Genomic DNA, 17,427 nt, shown 5'->3' with positions numbered 1-17,427 from the left:
GCAACAGCGTCACTTGGTGGCGATCCGCACCACAGATGAACCGCGCCATACACGCCTCCGCTGTCCCGCAGAGACTATCATAACCGCTACGTTTTCACACAGCCTCCACCCTCAGCAAACTTCTGTGCGGTCAAGCTGATTGAGTTCGGACCCTCGGGCGAGGGCACCAGCAGCCTCCCTCTCCCAGGTACCCGCGTTGCGGCCGGCTCTTCGACAAATGTTCAGTTCCGAGGGTCAGGAGTTTGGCGGCTCGCCTGTCTATCGAAGCAGGAGCGGGCAGAGCCGCTCCCGGCCGAGGACAGGGACGCGCGGGGACATGGTGCTGGGAGATCGACGCGGGGGTGCGCGGCGCGCGCGGGATCTTGCTGTGGCGGGCGCATCGCTGATCGCCATGACGGCCGCCGTGGGCGCTCAGGATGCCGCCCCGCTCATATCGGACAAAATTCGTCTCGTCCCGGTCAGTGCCGACACGCCGTCCGGTCCTGACGACACGGATGCGGCGCGGATCTCGGTCGCGGTCCCGGCCGGACCGCTCGAACCGGCCCTGACCGCCCTGGCCGGACAGGCCGGCTTCAGGCTCGCCTACCGGACCGCCTTGACCGAGGGCCTGACCACACGGGGCGTCGAGGGCGCGTTCCGGCCCCTCGACGCGCTCGCCGAACTGCTCGCGGGCACCGGTCTGACCTACCGCGCCGCCGGCCCCTCGACGATCACCCTCGTCAACCCGCGCTACGTCCAGCTCGGCGGCGAGCCGGCCTCCTCCGTCACCCTGGAGGAACTGGCAGTCGAGGGGCGGGCGGGCAGCGGCGCCCGCGCGGCGGGACTGCCGCCGCCAACCGGGACGATAGGCCAGCCGCCAGTCCCTTACGCCGGCGGGCAGGTCGCATCCGGTTCGCGCCTCGGCCTGCTGGGCAACCGCAACACCTTCGACCAGCCCTTCAATTCGACGAGCTACACGGAGAAGCTCATCCGCGACCAGCAGGCGCGCAACGTCCAGGACGTCGTCAACAACGACCCCTCGATCCGCACCAACGTGCCGGCGTTCTCCGGCATCCTCGGCTTCTTCATCCGCGGCTTCCCGGTCTTCGCCCAGGACATCGCCTTCAACGGCCTGTTCGGCGTCGCCGACGCGTTCAATCCGGCGATCGAGCCGATCGAGCGCGTCGAGGTGCTGCGCGGCCCCTCGACCCTGCTCTCGGGCGTCCCACCCTTCGGCAATATCGGCGGCGTCATCAACCTGATCCCGAAGCGGGCGCTCGAAGAGCCGCTCAACCGGGTCACCCTCGGCTACGCCTCCGACGCGCAGGTCTACAAGGCGGTCGATATCAGCCGCCGCTTCGGGGACGCCAAGGAGTGGGGCATCCGCTTCAACGGCGCGTTCAACAACGGCGCCACGCCAATCGACAACCAGAGCCTTCATTTCGGCACCGCCGCGCTCGCCCTCGACTATCGCGGCGAGCGCCTGCGGGCGGCGCTCGATCTCGGCTACCAGGAACTCGACTTCCGCTCGCCCCTGCGCAACCGCAACGTGGCGGCCGGCGTGCGCATCCCCCGCGCGCCCAACCTCACGCTCAACCAGCAGCAGCCCTGGGAGTACCGCGACAGCGCCAACCAGCAGTTCGCCACCCGGATCGAGTACGACCTGACGCCGGACCTGACCCTGTATGGCGCCTACGGCCGCTCGAACTTCCGGCAGGAATATTTCGGCGGCGTGCTGACGATCTTCAACGCGCGCGGCGATTACCGCGACCCGATCAGCTACCTGCCGATGCACATCAGCAACCAGACCGCCGAGGCGGGCCTGCGCGGCATCGTCGAAACCGGACCGATCCGCCACAGCTTCGGCCTCGCCGTTGTTGGCTTCTGGCAGGATCTCGCCCAGCCAACAGCGCAGAACGTCGGCGCGCCCATCGTGTCGAACCTCTACGATCCGGTGATTGTCGCCCCGCGCTCGACCTTCGGCCTGTCGAACGCGACGCCGCGCACGTCGAGCCGGATCAACCGCAGCCTCGCCATCGCCGACACGATGTCGCTCTTCGACGAGCGGATCCTGCTCACGATCGGCGGGCGCTGGCAGAGCCTCGACGTGAACGCCTACAATCCCGTCACGGGCCTGCGCACGGGTGCCAGCGAGAGCGGCGCCTTCTCGCCGGGCGTCGGTGTCGTGGTGAAGCCGTGGGAGCGGCTCTCGCTCTACGCCAACTACGTCGAGGGCCTGACCTCGCCGGCCCCGCCGGTGAACGCCGTCAACGCCAGCGCCGCCTTCCCGGCCGCGGTCTCGCGGCAGACGGAGGTCGGGGCGAAACTTGATCTCGGCACCGTGGGCCTCGGCTTTGCCGCCTTCGAGATCGAGCAGCCCTTCGGCTTCCTCGATGCCCGCACCCTGGTCTTCTCGGTCGATGGACGCCAGCGCAACAGCGGCGTCGAACTTACCCTGTTCGGCGAGCCGGTGCCGGGCGTCCGGGTGCTCGGCGGCGTCAGCCTTCTCGACGGCGTCCAGGTGCAGGCGCAGGACCCGCGCAATGTCGGCCGCGTCGCGATCGGCGTGCCGGAGGTGCAGCTCAATCTCTACGGCGAGTACGACCTGCCGCCGAGCCTCCTGCCGGGCCTGAGCGTGACGGGCCGGGTGATCTATACGGCGGCGCAGTACTACGATCTGGCCAACAGCCAGAAGATCCCCGACTGGGCGACGCTCGATCTCGGCCTGCGCTACGCCACCCTGTTCCGGGACAGGCCGCTGACGCTCCGGGCGAACGTCGTCAACGTGACGGGCAACAATTACTGGGCGACGACGGGGCGCGGCATCCTCGCGCAAGGGACGCCGCGGACGGTGCTGCTCTCCGCCTCGGTCGATTTTTAAGGCTCACGCCCGCCGCGTCAGCCGGAAAGCGGGGGCGTGGTCGGGCTGAGTCGTTACTACGGCCGCTGGGAGCACCGGGCGGGCATCGGCCCTCTCGATCCGGAAATGCCCGACGATCCGGCTCAGCGCGAGGGTCGCCTCGGTGAGCGCGAAGGCCGCGCCGATGCAGACCCGCGGCCCCGCCCCGAAGGGCAGATAGGCGAAGCGCGGCACCGGCGAGGCGCCGGGCAGGAAGCGGGCGGGATCGAAGGCGTCGGGATCGCGCCACAACTTGCGGTGCCGGTGCAGCAGCCAGGGCGAGATCGTCACGCTGTCGCCGGGCCGGACCGCCTCGCCCCCGAGCATGTCCGGACGAAGCGCGCGGCGGGCCAGCACGAAGGCGGGCGGGTAGAGCCGCATCGTCTCCTCGATCACCGCGCGGGTGAACGGCTTGTCGGCGCTGGCGGATTCGGCCGCCACGGCAGCCTGCGCCTCCGGTGCCAGCGCGAGCAGGGTGCAGGCCCAGAGCAGGGTCACCGCCGTGGTCTCGTGCCCGGCCAGGATCATGGTGGCGACCTGATCGCGCAGCTCCTCGTGCGTGAAGCCCCGGCCCGTCTCCGGATCGCGGGCGGCGCGCAGGAGGTCGAGCAGGTCGCGCGCCTCGCCCTCGTTCCGCCCGTCCTGCCCCTGATCCCGGTCGGCGATCACCCTATCGAGGAAGGCGACCCAGTCGCGGCGGAAGCGGGCGCGGGCCCGGTCGAGCGGCGTGGCGAAGCGCAGGGGCACGAGCAGGTCGGTCAGGTGCGGGCGCCCGAGCCGCGCGGCGTAGGCTTCGAGGAAGCCGCGCAGGCGGTCGCCGTGAACCGCCATGCCGACGGAGAACATGGTGCGCCCGGCAATCTCCAGGGCGAGCCGCTGGAGCGCGGCGAACAGATCGACCGGCCCCCGCGCCGCCGGGCCTTCGAGGGCAACCACCGCCTCATCGCTCGCCGAGAGGATGTGCGGCACCAACGTCTCCACCGCCCGCGGTGTGAAGGCGGGGGCGAGCGTGCGCCGCTGGTGGCGCCATGCCGTCCCCTCGCTGATGAGCAGGCCGTCGCCGAGCAACGGCCGCAGGATGCGGATGGTCATCGGGGTGCGGGCATAGTTGGCGGCGTTGTCCACCAGCACGTGCCGCACCAGCTCCGGGTCGCTGACCGTGAACCGGTTGCGCCCGAACAGCCGGCGGTGGCGCAGGGGGGCCTCGTAGGCGGAGGCCGGCCAGCAGAGGATGCCGTTGACCCGCATCGCCGCGATGAAGCGCAGGGTCGGCAATTCCTGCTCCGGCGGCGCCGGCACCGGCGGCACCAGACGCGCCGCCGCGTGTCCGGGGGGAGCCTGCATGTCCATTCCGTCAGTCTCTCGCGCACCCGTGAGCGGGCACTGGCGATGCGTTCTAGAGCATCGTCCCGAAAGGTGGCCACCGGCTTTCGGATGAAGACGACGCGGAAACAAAAGGATAGAGCATCGCGCTGGGAGCCGCCGGGGCGAGTGCGCTGGCGGAAGGGCTCGGCAAGCGACGGCGCGTGAGCCGCATCAGCGGCGCAGGGTGCCGGTCAGGCTGTGCTGCGGCGGCTCGCCGGGATGGACGGTGCGCTCCCAGGAGAAGTCGTCCCAGCGCAGGAACGCGTCGAACCAGCGGCGCAGGCGATCCTCGCCGGTCTGTCCGGTGTAGCTCGTCAATGCGACCGTCAACGGCGCTTCGACGGCCACGTCGAAGCCGGTGCCGATCTCGGTCTCGCCGGTGAGATGCAGGGCGAAGCGGTCGCCGCCACGATGCGCCACCGTGATCCGACAGGGGCCGAAGGCTTCGTCACCGTAGATGCCGAGCAGGCCCGGCGGCTCGCGCCAGGTCTCGCCGGTGAGCGGGTTGACCGCCCGCGGCCCCTCGTAAGCGAGATCGAGGCCGCCGAGGCTGCTCATGTCCCGCCCCGCGAACAGCCGCGTCGGCACCTCGAGCCACTGCGTATCGACGTTCGGGGCGATGGCGAGATGTTCGTCCTCGTCCTCCGGCACGTCGTAGGTGAAGGGCCGCCCCTGCAGGCTCAGGGTGAGGCCGACCATGTCGCCGGGCTCCTGCCCGCGCCAGCGCCCGTCCGCCGCATTCAACGAGAGGCTGTACGATTCGATGTCCGGTGTGTAGGCCGTGCCCTCGTAGATCATGCGAAAATGACCCATGCGCAGCCCTGCACCCTCTGTTCGCCGGCGAAACCGCGTCTGCGCCGCCCACCGCGTCGGAGTCGGGACGCTACCGGTGCGGGAAACGGCCTGCAAGGCGCGAGCCCTTGATTGAGGAGAGTGTCGATGATCGTCTGGTCCGGTTGGGATGTGCCCTCCGTTCTGATCGCGGGCGTGGCCTGGTGCTGAGCGTGCTCGTCGATCCCGCTCTGGCCCGCTTCGGCATCCCGACGCCGACTGGCAGGGTCGCCATGTGGCTCGCCGCTTCGGCCCCGAACTGGGTCGCCGGCACGCGGCTGAACGCTCGGCCGGATCGGGAGCCGGTCGATCCGCGCACCGGTCAGGCCGTGATCCTGCGGGCGCGTCACACCCTGTTCTGGATTTCGATCCAGTACCTTTCCGTGCTGCTGCTCGACGTCATCGCTGCCCTCGGCACTTTCTTCGCCAAGGTTCCGGGTCGTCCGGTCTGATCATGCCCGCAACGGACAACGCCCCTGCGGTCGCGGATCGCATCGATCTGCGCGCCGCGCGTCTGCCGCTCGTCGGCCTCCTGGTCATCGCCTGCGGCTTTACGGCCATCGGCCTCGTGATGCTCATCGCTGAGCCGGGGGGCAAGCCGATCGTTGCGCCCGGCAGCTTCAAGCAATTCATCGCGTTCGTCGCCGTCGGCTTCTTCGGCCTGTGCATTCCCGTGTTGCTGCGCGAGGTGCTCCGGTGGGGTCCGGTCGTGTCGGTGTCGCGCCAAGGCCTGTTCGATCGCAGGCTCTCGACCGATTGGATCCCGTGGTCAGCGATCAGCGGCCTCGACGTGTTCACGCTCTACCGCCAGCGCTTCCTGCGCATCGCCGTGCTGCCGGATCGCGATGCGGCTCTGCCCTGGACCCGCCGCGCCCGGCGAATTGCGCGCCTCAACGGAATGTACGGCGAGGGCTACTGGCTCTCAGGCCAGGGCGTGGCGGGCGGCATCGACGCGGTGCTGGCCGCGATCGAGCAGGTCTGGCACGAGGATTGAGTGAGGCGAGGTCAGGCCGTCCGCGCTACAGCAGCGGCATCTCCGGCGCCGGCACGGCCTCGGCTCGGACCGCTGCGGGGTCGGCGTAGCGGCGCACCATCGTGGCGCAAAACTCCGCAAACTCCTCGCGCACCAGCGGCGCGGAGGTGTGGTGGGGGGCGATGCCGCGGTGCTCGGGCGTGAAGCAGAAGGTCGCCGTGACCTTGAAGTCCTGCAACGCCGCCATCTGCCGGTCGAACCAGTCGAGGGCATGGGGGCGGAAGCTGTCGGCCCAGGAGAGACCGGTGCGCAGATGGGTGACGCCGAGACGCTTCATCCAGGCGACCGCCTCGTCGAGGCGGTGATCCTCGTAGTGGAACCACTGGCACAGGCCGAAATCCGGAGTGCAGCGGGCGAACTCTTCGAGCGCGAGCTTGGGCGTACCGTCCTGGCGCAGGAGGCCCATGTGGAAGTGGCGATAGTAGGAGGAGCCCTCCGCCTCCTTGTGGCGGGTGGTGGCGCCCCATTCGAGCGGCAGGTCGTAGAGGCTGTACCAGTGGATGCGGGGCGCTTGGCCCTTCAGCAGCTCGGCGGTGCGGCGGCAGCCCCAGGCCTGGACCTCCTCGGCGCCGAAGCTCGACACGCCGACCTCCGAGACCCAGACCGGAAGGTGCGTCACCGCGCGGATCTCGGCGATTTTTTGCGGCCATTCGTGGATCTGCCAGAGATTCCAATCGAGCGGGAAGCCGTGCACCGCCACCGCGTCGAGCCCGTCGAGCACTCCTTGCGCCTGCATCCTCAGCATGAACTGGGGATCAATCGGCGAGATGCCGCCGAGCACCTGAGGCAGGCCCGGCGCCTCGGCCCGGATCGCGCGGGAGGCGTCCTTCACCATCTCGCCGAACAGGAACCAGTCGGGATCGATCTCCGGATCCCAGTGCGACTTGTTGTTGGGCTCGTTCCAGAGCATCACCGCTTCAAGCATCACGTCTCCCGTTGCCCGCCCGGACGCGCCGGATAGGCCGCTTCCGCCCCGTAGGGCGCCTCGACCCGGCGGCAGAGATAGACCTCCGCTTCCGGCCGGCTCTCGATCGCAAACCCGCTCGCGCGCAGCATCGCCTCGATCCCAGCGCGGTTGGGGATCCACCAGTTGGTGCAATCGTGGGCGTAGGCGTGCTCGACGAAGTGCATCCGCGGGTAGCCGGGCCGCTCGAAGGCATCCATGTCGAAGAAGTCGTAATCCTGCGCCACCGGCTCGACCTGGGGCGAGCCCCGCAGCATCGACTGGAACAGGAGGAGGTCGCCGGCCACGTGTTCGTGGATCAGATCGAGGGCAAGCAACGGGTGGCGCAGATGGTAGAACACCCCCATGAAGATCACCACGTCGAAGCGCTCGCCCAAGCGAGCGACGTCGTAGACCGACAGGTTGCGGAACTCGATGTCACAGCCCAGCCGCTCGGCGACGAAGCGACCTTGCGCGAGGTAGCGTTCATCGGAATCGAGGCCGAGCACGCGGGCGGCGCCGCGCCGCTTCATCTCGACGCTGTAGAAGCCGGCATTGCAGCCGATATCGAGCACCGATTTTCCGGTGAGATCGTCCGGCAGGGCGTGGGCGAAGCGTCGGAACTTGAAACCGGGATAATCGCCGAGGAAGTGGCCGGGCGCGGTCCACACCCCCTCCCCCAGATCGATGTTGTGGAACCACGGCCCGAGGGCCTCCGCCCGCCGGCGCAGATCGGCCTGATTCATCCCGCCAACCGCTCGTTGATGGACACGACCCGACCGCCGCCGGGCCAGAGTTCGAGTTCGCTGCAGGAGGCCGGAGCGGCGACGATCCGGTCGTAGGCGTCGAGCGAGAGACCGAGCAGCCCAAGAAGCGCGGCGCGGATCGGGTCGCCGTGGCTCACGAGGATCACCGGCGCGCCTTCCTCCCCTGCGAGCCGTTCGAGCAACCCGCCGACCCGGACCTGGACCTCGGCCATGCTCTCGCCGCCCGGCGGGCGGGCGGAGGCGCGGGACGTGTTCCAGGCGGTCCAGGCCGGATCGCCATCCAGTTCGGCGAAGGGTTTGCCGGTCCAGTCGCCGTAGGCGATCTCGTCGAGATCGGGGGCGATCTCGGCGGTGAGACCGAGCGCCCGCTCCAGCGGCGCGGCGGTCTCTCGGGTGCGCGGCTGGGGGCTCGACAGGAGGCGCAAGCCCCGCTCGCCCGCGAAGCGCCGGGCAAGGGCTTCGGCCACGGCCCGCGCCTCGGCCCGGCCGGTCTCGCTTAAGGAGACGCCGGGCATACGCCCGCACAGGATGCGCCCGAGCCGGTCGTGGTGGCCGTGGCGCAGGAACAGGACGCGCCTCATGCGGGCTCGCCGGCGGCGAAGCGCAGGGTGCGGGCCTGCGCCTCGGCGTCGGTGTACTGCACCGGCGGCGACTTCATGAACCAGGCCGAGGGGCCGTCGAGGGCGCCACCGATGCCGCGGTCGAGGGCGATGCGGGCGCAGCGCACGGCGTCGACCACGACGCCGGCCGAGTTCGGCGAATCCCAGACTTCGAGCTTCAGCTCGATGTTGAGCGGCACGCCGCCGAAGCCCGTGCCCTCCAGCCGGATCTGCGCCCATTTGCGATCCTGGAGCCAGGGCACGTGGTCGCTCGGGCCGACATGGATGTCGCCCGGCGCCAGCGTCCCGTCGAGCTGGCTCGTCACGGCGCGGGTCTTCGAGAGCTTCTTCGATTCGAGCCGCTCGCGCTCCAGCATGTTGAGGAAATCGGCATTGCCGCCGAAATTGAGCTGATAGGTCCGCTCCAGCTTCACCCCGCGCTCGCGCAGCAGGTTGGCCAACACCCGGTGGACGATGGTGGCGCCGACCTGACTCTTGATGTCGTCGCCGACGATGGGCAGGCCGCGCTCTTCGAAGCGGGCCCGCCATGCGGCGTCGGAGGCGATGAAGACCGGAATGCAGTTGACCAGCGCACAACCGGCATCGAGGGCGCACCGGGCGTAGAACTCGGTGGCGCGCTGCGCGCCGACCGGCAGGTAATTCACGAGCACCTGCGTGCGGCTGCGCTTCAGTTCCTCGACCACGTCGGCGACCGGCTCGGGCGACTCCGCGATGATGCCTTCGAGGTAGCGGCCGATGCCGTCGAGGGTCGGCCCGCGCCTCACCGTCACGCCGCTCCGAGGCACCTCGGCGAAGACATGGGTGTTGTTGGGGACCGCATGGATCGCCCGCGCCACGTCCTGACCGACTTTCTCCGCCGACACGTCGAAGGCGCAGGCGAGCTCGATGTCGCCGATCCGGTAGCCGCCGAGTTCGGGCGAGATCAGGCCCGGCACCGCCGCGTCCGTGGACACGTCGCGGTAATGGTGCAGGCCCTGCACGAAGGACGAGGCGCAGTTGCCGACGCCCACGATCCCGACGCGGATCGGCTCGGCGTTCACGGCCGTCATCATGTCGACCCTTGCGCGAGATCCCCGAGCGCCGGCTCGGCCGGCTGGAACGGGCGGCTGCCGACGAAGCGCCCGAGATTTGCCCGCGCGGCCGGTTCGGGCGGGCGGATCTCCTTGGCGAACCACGCGATGGTCGCCTCCAGCCCCTGTTCGAGCGGCACCTGCGGCGACCAGCCGAGAAGCGTCTGCGCGCGGGTGATGTCGGGCCGGCGGCGCTGCGGGTCATCGACGGGCAGCGGGCGGCGCACCACCGCCGAGCGGGTATCCGTCATCCGGGTGACGAGTTCGACCAGTTCCGCCACTGTCATCTCGCGCGGGTTGCCGAGATTGACCGGGCCGCCGGGCGAGGTCTCGCGGTCCATCAGCCGCATCAGCCCCTCGACGAGGTCGGCGGCGTAACAGAACGAGCGGGTCTGTTCGCCGTTGCCGTAGACGGTGATCGGCTCGCCCGCGAGCGCCTGACACACGACGTTCGAGACGACGCGCCCGTCATCGGCCCGCATCCGGGGGCCGTAGGTGTTGAAGATGCGCGCCACCCGCACGTCGAGCCGGTGCACCCGCTCGAAATCGAAGACCAGGGTCTCGGCCGAGCGCTTGCCCTCATCGTAGCAGGCGCGCGGCCCCGTCGGGTTGACGTTGCCCCAGTAGGATTCGGTCTGCGGATGCACCTCGGGGTCGCCGTAGACTTCGCTGGTGGAGGCCTGCAGGAAGCGCGCCCCGTCCGCCCGCGCCCGCTCCAGGAGGTGATTGGTGCCGACGACGCTCGTCATCATCGTGTGCATCGGGTCCGCTTGGTAGTGCGGCGGCGAGGCGGCGCAGGCGAGATTGAAGATGCGGTCGAACCGCGGCAGCGCCGGCAGCGGCTGCGTCACATCCGCCTCGACCAGTTCGAACCGGGGCTCGCGGGCCAGATGGGCGAGGTTGTCGTGGCGCCCGGTCAGTAGGCTGTCGAGGGCGACGACGCGGGCGCCCCGCGCCAGCAGCGCATCGACGAGGTGCGAACCGATGAAGCCCGCGCCCCCGGCCACGAGCACGTGCCTGCCGTCCTGACCGTCCGCCGCTCGACTCTTCATGGACTTCAACTCCTCAGGCCTAAAGCACTTCGAGATCGCGTTCGGGCGCCGCAGCGGCAGACCGCCGGGAGGCGGCCTCACGCAGATAGGATTCGAGTTCCTCGGCGCGATGGGCGGCCGAGTGACGGGCGAGCACAGTTTCGCGTGCGGCCGCGCCGATCGCGCGCCGCTCCGCCTCCGGCGTTTCGCGCAGGATGGCGAGCACCGCCTCGGGGCCGTCCGGGCAGAGGATCTCGCGGCCCGGCGTCAGGATCGCGTCGAGCCCGTCCCAGCGGTCGCTCAGCAGCGGCGTGCCGATGCTCGCCGCCTCGAACAGGCGCACGCTGGGGCTCCAGCCGGCGGCGATCATGTCGGCGCGGGTGACATTCAGGGTGTAGCGGCTCGCCGCGTAGAATTCGGGATGGGCGTCCGGCGGCAGGTGGTCGATGCGGGTGACGTTTGCCGGCCAGTCGATATCCGCCGGGTATTGCGGGCCGGCCACCGCGAAGCGCAGCTCCGGCGCGCGCCGGGCCGGCTCGATCAGCAGGCGCTCCAGGGTCGGCTGCCGGTCGGGGCTGTAGGTGCCGAGATAGCTGAGATCGTAGGCCGGCGCGCGCGCCATCGCCGGGTAGGCCTGCGGATCGACCGAGCAGTACAGCGCCCGGGCGGCCGCCGAACCGTAGGCGCGCTCCAGGCGCTCCAGCGTCGGGCCGCCGGTGAAGGAGAGATAGAGGTCGTAATCGCGGATCTGCGCCCGGCCGAGATAGGCGCAGGCACCGCTCTCGAGCGCGGCCAGCGTCACCGGCGTGTCGATGTCGTAGAAGGCGCGCACGCCCCGCGCCCAGGCGAGCGCGCGGTTTCCGACCGCGATGCCGTCGGGCACGTAGGAGCCGACGATGACGGCATCCGCCGCCTCGATCTCCGCGCGGTGCGCCTGCAGCTCCGCGAGATCGGAATAGAGGGCGAGCCGGCAGAAATCCGGATCGGGCAGGTCGCGGTGGGCGGCGTACCAGGGCACGTCGCGCTCCAGAAAGGTCACGGCGTGGCCGCGGGCGGCGAACGCCTTCAGCAGGGCGCGATAGGTGGTGGCGTGGCCGTTGCCCCAGGACGAGGACAGGCTGAGGCCCAGCACCACGAGGCGGAGCGGCGCGTCCGTCATGCGACGCTCCGCTCGATCGCGCCGCGCTCGCGCTTGCGCGCCGCCTCCTCACGGAGGATCGCATCGACCTGCGCGCCGCGCCGGGCATAGGTGTGCTCGGCCAGAATCCGGCGGCGGGCAGCCTCGCCTATGGCGCGGGCGCGCTCCGGCGTCAGCGCCGCGACGTGCTCGGCGACGTCGCGTCCGTCGCGGGCGACGAGCACCTCCTCGCCCTCCTTCAGGAACCCGTCGAGCCCGACCCAGGCATCGGTGATGAGGCAGCCGCCCGCGCCGGCCGCCTCGAACACGCGGGTGGCGGGCGAGTAGCCCACCGCCGCCATACTCTCGCGGGCGATGTTGAGGACGGCGAGCGGCGAGACGTTGAAGGCGTTGTGGTCGCGGGTCGAGACGTGGCCGAGATGGCGCACGTTGACCGGCAGGCCCCGGCTTTCCCAGCCGCTGCCGCCGAGCAGGAATTTCCGCTGAGGCAGGCGCGCCGCCGCGACGAGGAAGAATGTCTGCACCCGCTCCTCGCGATCCGGCAGACGGTTGCCGAGGAAGGCGAGATCGGCCGCGAAGCGCGGATCCGGGGAGACCGGATGGTGGGTCTCCGGATCCAGCGCATTGTAGACCGGGATGCAGGCGCGCGCGCCGAACCCCTCATAGGCCTCAATCACCGGCGGGCCGCCGCCATAGGTGAGGACGAGGTCGAGGCTGGGCATCGCCCGGTGCAGGGCGTGACCGGGATTGCCGCGCATTTCGGCCAGCGTCGCGGGGGCGTCCACGTCCCAGAAGATGCGGATCGCGTCGGGGTGCGCGGCGGCGGTCACGCCCTCCAGCAATTCGTCGTCGAATACGCCGACGCCGCTCGCCTTGACGACGATGTCCGCCCCGGCCGCCTGCGCCACGACGGCGCGCATCGCCTCTTCCGTGGCCGGATAGACCTGCACCTCGGCCCAATCCGGCGGGTCGATGTCGCGGTGGCTCTGCCGGTCGAAGGCGTCGGGCTCGTAGAAGGTGATGTGGTAGCCGCGCCCGGCGAGGTCGCGCAGCAGGCCGCGGTAATAGGTGGCCGCGCCGTTCCAGTAGGAGGAGAGCAGCGAGGAGCCGTAGAACGCGATCCGTTTCATGCCTGCCTCCGAAAACGGGGGGCCGCGTCGGGTGCGGCGAGCGACGCGGCGATGGCCAGAAGCTCGGCCGCGCGGTGGCGGCAGGTGTGGCGGGCGCGGATCGTGGCGAGGCCGCGGGCGGCGAGCGCCCGCCGCAAGGCCGGATCGTGGGCCAGCGCCCGCAAGTGGCGCTCCATCTCGGCGCCGTCGCGGGCGACGAGGTAGTCCTCGCCCGGTGTGAACAGGCCCTCCGCATCCTCCCACGGCGCGGTCACCAACGGGATGCCGCAGGCCAGCGCCTCGAACACGCGGATCGTCGGGATGCCGGGCAGCGCCTCAACGTAGAAACGGCGTGGCACGTGAACCGTGGCGAGCGCGCGCGCGAACAGCGACGGCGCCACGGCGTTCGGCGCCCAGCCGTGATAGCGCGCCCCGTGGCGTGTCAGGGTCGCCAACGCCTCGTCGGGATAGCGCACGCCGTAGATGTCGAGGGACAAGCCCGCCGCTTGGGCCGGGCGGAAGAGGAAGGTTTCGAGTTCGCGCGTGCGCTCGCCGTCGCCCCAATTGCCGATCCAGACGAGGCCGGCGCGCTCGCCCTCCTCCGCCGGCGGGCGGAACAAGCGGGTGTCGGCGGCTTCGTGCCAGACATAGGCGCGGCCGTCCCAGCCCTGCGCCCGATAGACCTGGGCGAGCGCCTCGCCGAAGGCGAGGACGCCGTCGTAGCCGGAGAGATCGAAGGCAGCCATCTCGTCGGGCGCGCTGACGGCGCGGTGATGGGTGTCGTGGAACAGAAGCGTGCCGAACCGGCCGTTCTTGCGCGCCCGCCCGAGGGCCGCGATGAGGTCGGGGGCGTTCCACTCGTGGGCGATGACGAGGTCGGCGCCCACGGCCCGCTCGACCGCCTCCTCCGCCCTCGCACAGGTCTGCGAGGACAGTTCGGGATAGGCCGCGCGATAGGCGTCTAGCCCGGCAGGGCCGCGGTCGCGCAGGAGATTGTCGAGGCTCCAGGCGCCCTCGGGCTCGTAGGCCTCGACCGCGTGACCATCGGCGATCAACGCGCGCAGGACACCGCGCAGAAAATGGGCGTTGCCGTGGTTCCAACACGAGGCGAGCGAGTGGGTGAAGGCGACGATCCTCATGCCGCCGCTCCATCGAGCGCGCGGATGCGGGGCTCGCCCAGCAGATCGCGGAACACGGCGAGCACCCCGTCGGCCATGGCGTCGGTGCCGTAGCGGGCGGCGCGGGTGCGGGCCGCCTCGGCAAGCGAAGCCCTCCGCTCGGGATCGGCGATGAGACCCTGGACGGCGTCGGCCGCCGCGGCATCGTCGTCGGGCGCGACGAACAGCGCGGCGCCCTCCCACAATTCCGAAAAGCTCGGGATGTCGGACAGGATCAGGGCGCAGCCGGCGCCGGCCGCTTCCAGCACGGCGAGTCCGAACGGCTCGTAGCGCGCGAGCGAGATGAAGACCGGGCGTTGCGTCAGCTCCCGGTCCATCCGCGCCGCGTCGAGCCGGCCGAGCCCACGCAAATGATCCGCGGTAAAGCGCTCGCCGTTCGGCCCCTCGGCCGGACCGGCGGCGTAGAAGGGCACGTCGATGCGCGCGGCCAGCCGGTCGAGGGCGGCCGCGTTCTTGGCGCGGTCCCAGAGCCGGCCGGCGGTGAAGGCGTGCGCGGCGGGCTCCGCCGCGCTGTGCAGATCGGCGAGACGGCGCCCGTTGCGCACCACCGCGGGCGGGCGATCGAGGCCGTAGGCGGCCCGCGTTGCCTCGGCGAAGGCACGCGTCGGGGCGAGCAGGCGGTCGGCGGCGCGGCAGCCGCGGGCCGCGAGGTCGGCGCGCCACGCTAGGTCAGCGGGAAGCGGGCCGTTGCCGAGCGCGGCCCACCACGTGGCGACGCAGGAATGGCACACCGCCACCACGGGGACCTCGAAGGCGGAGAGCGCCAGGGCCGGACTGTGGAGATGGACGAGATCCGCTCCCAGTTCGCGGGCGAGACGGGCGATGGCGGCGGCGGCCTCCGTGACGTCCGCGGCGCGCCCGGCGGTCCAGTCGAGGGGCAATCCGGTCGGCCGGATGCGGGCGCCGGAGGCGGCCTCGGCCTGGGCGAGCGCCGCTTGCGACGGCGCCGGCCCCATCAGGGCCAGCGTCACGGCGAGCCCGCGCCGGCCCAACCCTTCGGCCAGTTCGAGGCTGTACTGCCAGACCCCGCCCAGCGCGTCGGCCGTCATCAGGATGTGGGTCGGGGCCCGTCTCACCGGCATCCGCAGCCTGCCTCCAGCTCCGCCAGCGGCAGGGGCCGTTCCTCCTGGATGTCGCTGAAGCGCTCGAACTGCGCGAGGTAATGCGCGTGCGCCCGCTCCCAGGCACCGTCGTCGGGCTCGCCCCAGAGCCGGCGGTAATCGGGGGAACTCGGATAGGGGTAGAGCGGCACGGGATCGTTGGCCCAGACGCCCTGGCCGCGCAGGCGGTCGCGCCAGCTCGCGACAAGGTCGGGATCGTCGCCCGCGACCGCGATCAGGTTGGCCTGGACAAAGGGTACCGAACGGCGGGCGTAGATCAGGCGCTCGGCGAGGTCGTCGGTCGAGTCGCGGCAGCGTTTGTCGAGGGCGGCGCGGCCCTCCTCGGTCAGGCTCTCGATGCCGGCCTCGATCGAGACACAGCCCGCCGCGCCCAGGAGGTCGAGCATGTCGGGCTTCCACAGGTCGATCCGGGTCTGGACGCCGAACTTGATCGGCCGGCCCACCAGCGCCTCCAGCAGCGGCTTCTGCGGCAGGAAGATCTCATCGACGAAGTAGAGGTAGGTCACCCCCTGCGCGATCAGGCTATCGATCTCGTCCAGCACGAGCGGGAGTTCGCGGCGGCGATACTTGTCGCGGAAATCGATCTTGGCGCAGAAGCTGCAGGTATAGGGGCAGCCGCGCGACGCCTCGATCTCGGCGCCCGGCCCGTCCGGTGCGGTGTCGAAGCGGTGATGGTGGTGATGGTGGCGGGCGATCCAGGCGTCCGGCCAGCGGAGCGCCGGCAGATCGGTGAAGCGGCCGGCATGGGGCGGACCGGTGATGACGGTCTCACCGCCGTCGCGGTAGGCGAGCGCGGGCAGCCCGCGAACGTCCTCGGCATCGGCGAGACGGGCGACGATCTCCTCGCATTCGCCGCGCACCACGAGGTCGCATCCGAGCTTTTCCAGCGTGGGGCGGGGCGTCGCCGAGCCGTGCGGGCCCACCGCGACCGTGCGGCCGCCGCGGTTTCCCAGCGCATCGAGGAACAGACGCGGCACCCGCAGCTCCGGCGGGGCGCAGCGCCAGAACAGGTAGGTCGGCGCGGTGGTGACGACCGTCATGCCCGGCGCGAAGGCGGCGACGCGCTCCGCGGCCTCGCTCGCGGTCAGTTCTTCGAGGTGGGCATCGACGATCAGCGTCTCGTGGCCGGCGGCGCGGAGCAGGGCGGCGGCGTAGCCGAGTTCGAGCGGCAGGTGGGGCGCACGGCAGCCGAAATAGATGCTGTTGCGGTAGTCCCAGGCAGGATTGACCAGCGCGACCCTCACAGCACCGCCTCCGGCTGGCGCTGCGGGAGCGGTTCGGCGATCTGCGTGTCGCCCACCCATTCGCCGAGCCAGCCGGCGAGTTGTGCCACGCCCTCGCGCCAGGACAGCGGCCGTTCGAGCCCGAGCGCTTCGATGGCACGGCTCGGATCGGAGACGTAGTAGCGCTGGTCGCCCGGCCGCCACGGGCCACTCTCGATAGCGATCTCGCGGCCGAGCAATTGTCCGGCATGGGCGATCAGCCCGCGCAGAGACACGGCGTTGGCCGGTCCGCCACCGAGGTTGAACGCCCGGCCCGCCACCCGATCGATCCGCGCCAACGCTGCCCGGTAGGCTGCGACGCAATCATCGACATGAAGGATGTCGCGCACTTGGCTGCCGTCACCGTAAAGGGTGATGGGCTCGCCCCTCAGCGCCCGGATCAGGAAGTGGGCGACCCAGCCCTGGTCCTCGTTGCCCATCTGCCGGGGGCCGTAGATGCAGCTCATCCGCATGACCGCGGTCGGCAGCCCGTAGGTGCGGGCGTAGTCGAGCACATAGGCGTCCGCCGCCCCCTTGGAGCAGCCATAGGGGGTGTGGAAGTCGAGCGGACGGTCCTCGCCGATGCCGCGCTCGCGCAAGGATGGGTCCTCCGGCAGGTAGGCGTCGCCCGCCAGCGTGAGCGCCACGTCCGGCAGGCCGCCATAGACCTTGTTGGTCGAGGCGAAGAGCAGCGGCACCGCCGCTCCCCGTTCTCCCCGCGCGCGCAGCGCCTCCAGCAGGTTCAGCGTGCCGCCGAGATTGACCTCCATGTCGTCGCGCGGCGCGGTCAGACTCGTCGTCACCGCCACCTGAGCGGCGAAGTGGAACACGGCGCCCGCCTCGCGCACGGCGCGGGCGAGCGCGTCGCGGTCGCGGATGTCGGCGATCACCGGCACGATCCGCGGCCCATGCCGCTCGGTCAGCCATGCGAGGTTGCGCTCGACGCCCGCGCGCGCCAGCGCGTCGTAGACGATCACGGTGCGGCCTTCGGCGGCGAGGCGGTCGGCGAGGTTGGCGCCGACGAAGCCGGCGCCGCCGGTGACGAGGATCGGGCGGCTGTCGGGAACCGGGGCCATGCCGG

The 17,427-nt window shown here is 70.9% G+C and carries 16 protein-coding genes; 3 read left to right on the top strand and 13 right to left on the bottom strand.

All coding sequences use genetic code 11. The annotated features are described in order from the left end of the window. Window positions 1-316: 316 nt before the first annotated feature. On the top strand, window positions 317-2,860 hold the full coding sequence (locus MFF24_RS25550; protein ID WP_238228790.1) for a TonB-dependent receptor: 2,544 nt from the start codon (window positions 317-319) through the stop codon (window positions 2,858-2,860). A 3-nt stretch (window positions 2,861-2,863) separates the two neighbouring features. Here the strand turns inward: MFF24_RS25550 and MFF24_RS25545 are convergent, their stop codons facing one another. Beyond that, window positions 2,864-4,228, bottom strand: coding sequence for a cytochrome P450 (locus MFF24_RS25545; protein WP_238228789.1), 1,365 nt, complete (start codon window positions 4,226-4,228; stop codon window positions 2,864-2,866). A 186-nt stretch (window positions 4,229-4,414) separates the two neighbouring features. Next, a complete protein-coding gene (locus MFF24_RS25540) occupies window positions 4,415-5,056 on the bottom strand; it encodes a hypothetical protein (RefSeq protein WP_238228788.1) in 642 nt (213 codons plus the stop codon). A gap of 182 nt (window positions 5,057-5,238) precedes the next feature. On the opposite strand from MFF24_RS25540, the gene MFF24_RS25535 reads away from it, so the two are divergent. Both MFF24_RS25535 and MFF24_RS25530 read left to right on the top strand, forming a co-directional pair. Beyond that, the gene (locus MFF24_RS25535) at window positions 5,239-5,526 is read left to right on the top strand and encodes a hypothetical protein (protein WP_238228787.1); all 288 of its coding nucleotides are present in this window, start codon (window positions 5,239-5,241) and stop codon (window positions 5,524-5,526) included. Window positions 5,527-5,528: 2 nt separating this feature from the next. After that, on the top strand, window positions 5,529-6,068 hold the full coding sequence (locus tag MFF24_RS25530; protein ID WP_238228786.1) for an STM3941 family protein: 540 nt from the start codon (window positions 5,529-5,531) through the stop codon (window positions 6,066-6,068). 25 nt (window positions 6,069-6,093) lie between these two features. Here the strand turns inward: MFF24_RS25530 and MFF24_RS25525 are convergent, their stop codons facing one another. Genes MFF24_RS25525 through MFF24_RS25475 form a run of 11 tightly spaced genes read right to left on the bottom strand, consistent with a single transcriptional unit; the run spans window position 6,094 to window position 17,422 of the window. Beyond that, window positions 6,094-7,032: a glycoside hydrolase 5 family protein gene (locus tag MFF24_RS25525; protein ID WP_108939136.1), complete on the bottom strand. Its 939-nt coding sequence runs from the start codon at window positions 7,030-7,032 to the stop codon at window positions 6,094-6,096. Then, window positions 7,032-7,796, bottom strand: coding sequence for a TIGR04290 family methyltransferase (locus MFF24_RS25520; protein WP_238228785.1), 765 nt, complete (start codon window positions 7,794-7,796; stop codon window positions 7,032-7,034). Before MFF24_RS25520 ends, MFF24_RS25525 begins: the two co-directional genes overlap by 1 nt. Beyond that, the gene (locus MFF24_RS25515) at window positions 7,793-8,398 is read right to left on the bottom strand and encodes a histidine phosphatase family protein (RefSeq protein ID WP_238228784.1); all 606 of its coding nucleotides are present in this window, start codon (window positions 8,396-8,398) and stop codon (window positions 7,793-7,795) included. The genes MFF24_RS25520 and MFF24_RS25515 overlap by 4 nt, the downstream gene beginning before the upstream one ends. Next, window positions 8,395-9,486, bottom strand: a complete 1,092-nt coding sequence (locus MFF24_RS25510; RefSeq protein WP_373322748.1) for an inositol-3-phosphate synthase — start codon at window positions 9,484-9,486, stop codon at window positions 8,395-8,397. The genes MFF24_RS25515 and MFF24_RS25510 overlap by 4 nt, the downstream gene beginning before the upstream one ends. Beyond that, window positions 9,486-10,559: a UDP-glucuronic acid decarboxylase family protein gene (locus tag MFF24_RS25505; protein ID WP_238228783.1), complete on the bottom strand. Its 1,074-nt coding sequence runs from the start codon at window positions 10,557-10,559 to the stop codon at window positions 9,486-9,488. Before MFF24_RS25505 ends, MFF24_RS25510 begins: the two co-directional genes overlap by 1 nt. Window positions 10,560-10,578: 19 nt before the next feature. Continuing rightward, entirely contained in the window at window positions 10,579-11,697 is a 1,119-nt protein-coding gene (locus MFF24_RS25500) for a CgeB family protein (protein ID WP_238228782.1), read from the bottom strand. Continuing rightward, window positions 11,694-12,806: a CgeB family protein gene (locus MFF24_RS25495; protein WP_238228781.1), complete on the bottom strand. Its 1,113-nt coding sequence runs from the start codon at window positions 12,804-12,806 to the stop codon at window positions 11,694-11,696. The genes MFF24_RS25500 and MFF24_RS25495 overlap by 4 nt, the downstream gene beginning before the upstream one ends. After that, complete coding sequence (locus MFF24_RS25490; protein WP_238228780.1) at window positions 12,803-13,924, bottom strand: CgeB family protein; 1,122 nt, start codon at window positions 13,922-13,924, stop codon at window positions 12,803-12,805. Before MFF24_RS25490 ends, MFF24_RS25495 begins: the two co-directional genes overlap by 4 nt. Continuing rightward, a complete protein-coding gene (locus tag MFF24_RS25485; RefSeq protein WP_238228779.1) occupies window positions 13,921-15,045 on the bottom strand; it encodes a glycosyltransferase family 4 protein in 1,125 nt (374 codons plus the stop codon). The genes MFF24_RS25490 and MFF24_RS25485 overlap by 4 nt, the downstream gene beginning before the upstream one ends. Beyond that, window positions 15,036-16,328, bottom strand: a complete 1,293-nt coding sequence (locus tag MFF24_RS25480; protein ID WP_238228778.1) for a TIGR04295 family B12-binding domain-containing radical SAM protein — start codon at window positions 16,326-16,328, stop codon at window positions 15,036-15,038. Before MFF24_RS25480 ends, MFF24_RS25485 begins: the two co-directional genes overlap by 10 nt. Next, window positions 16,325-17,422 carry an SDR family NAD(P)-dependent oxidoreductase gene (locus MFF24_RS25475; RefSeq protein ID WP_238228777.1) on the bottom strand — a complete coding sequence of 366 codons (1,098 nt, stop codon included), beginning with the start codon at window positions 17,420-17,422 and terminating at the stop codon, window positions 16,325-16,327. Before MFF24_RS25475 ends, MFF24_RS25480 begins: the two co-directional genes overlap by 4 nt. Between the last annotated feature and the right edge of the window lie 5 nt (window positions 17,423-17,427).

Source organism: Methylorubrum aminovorans (assembly GCF_022179725.1).
Classification (GTDB): Bacteria; Pseudomonadota; Alphaproteobacteria; order Rhizobiales; family Beijerinckiaceae; genus Methylobacterium; species Methylobacterium aminovorans.
The sequence above is the reverse complement of the archived record's forward strand: the minus strand, read 5'-3'. Positions and strand labels throughout refer to the sequence as shown.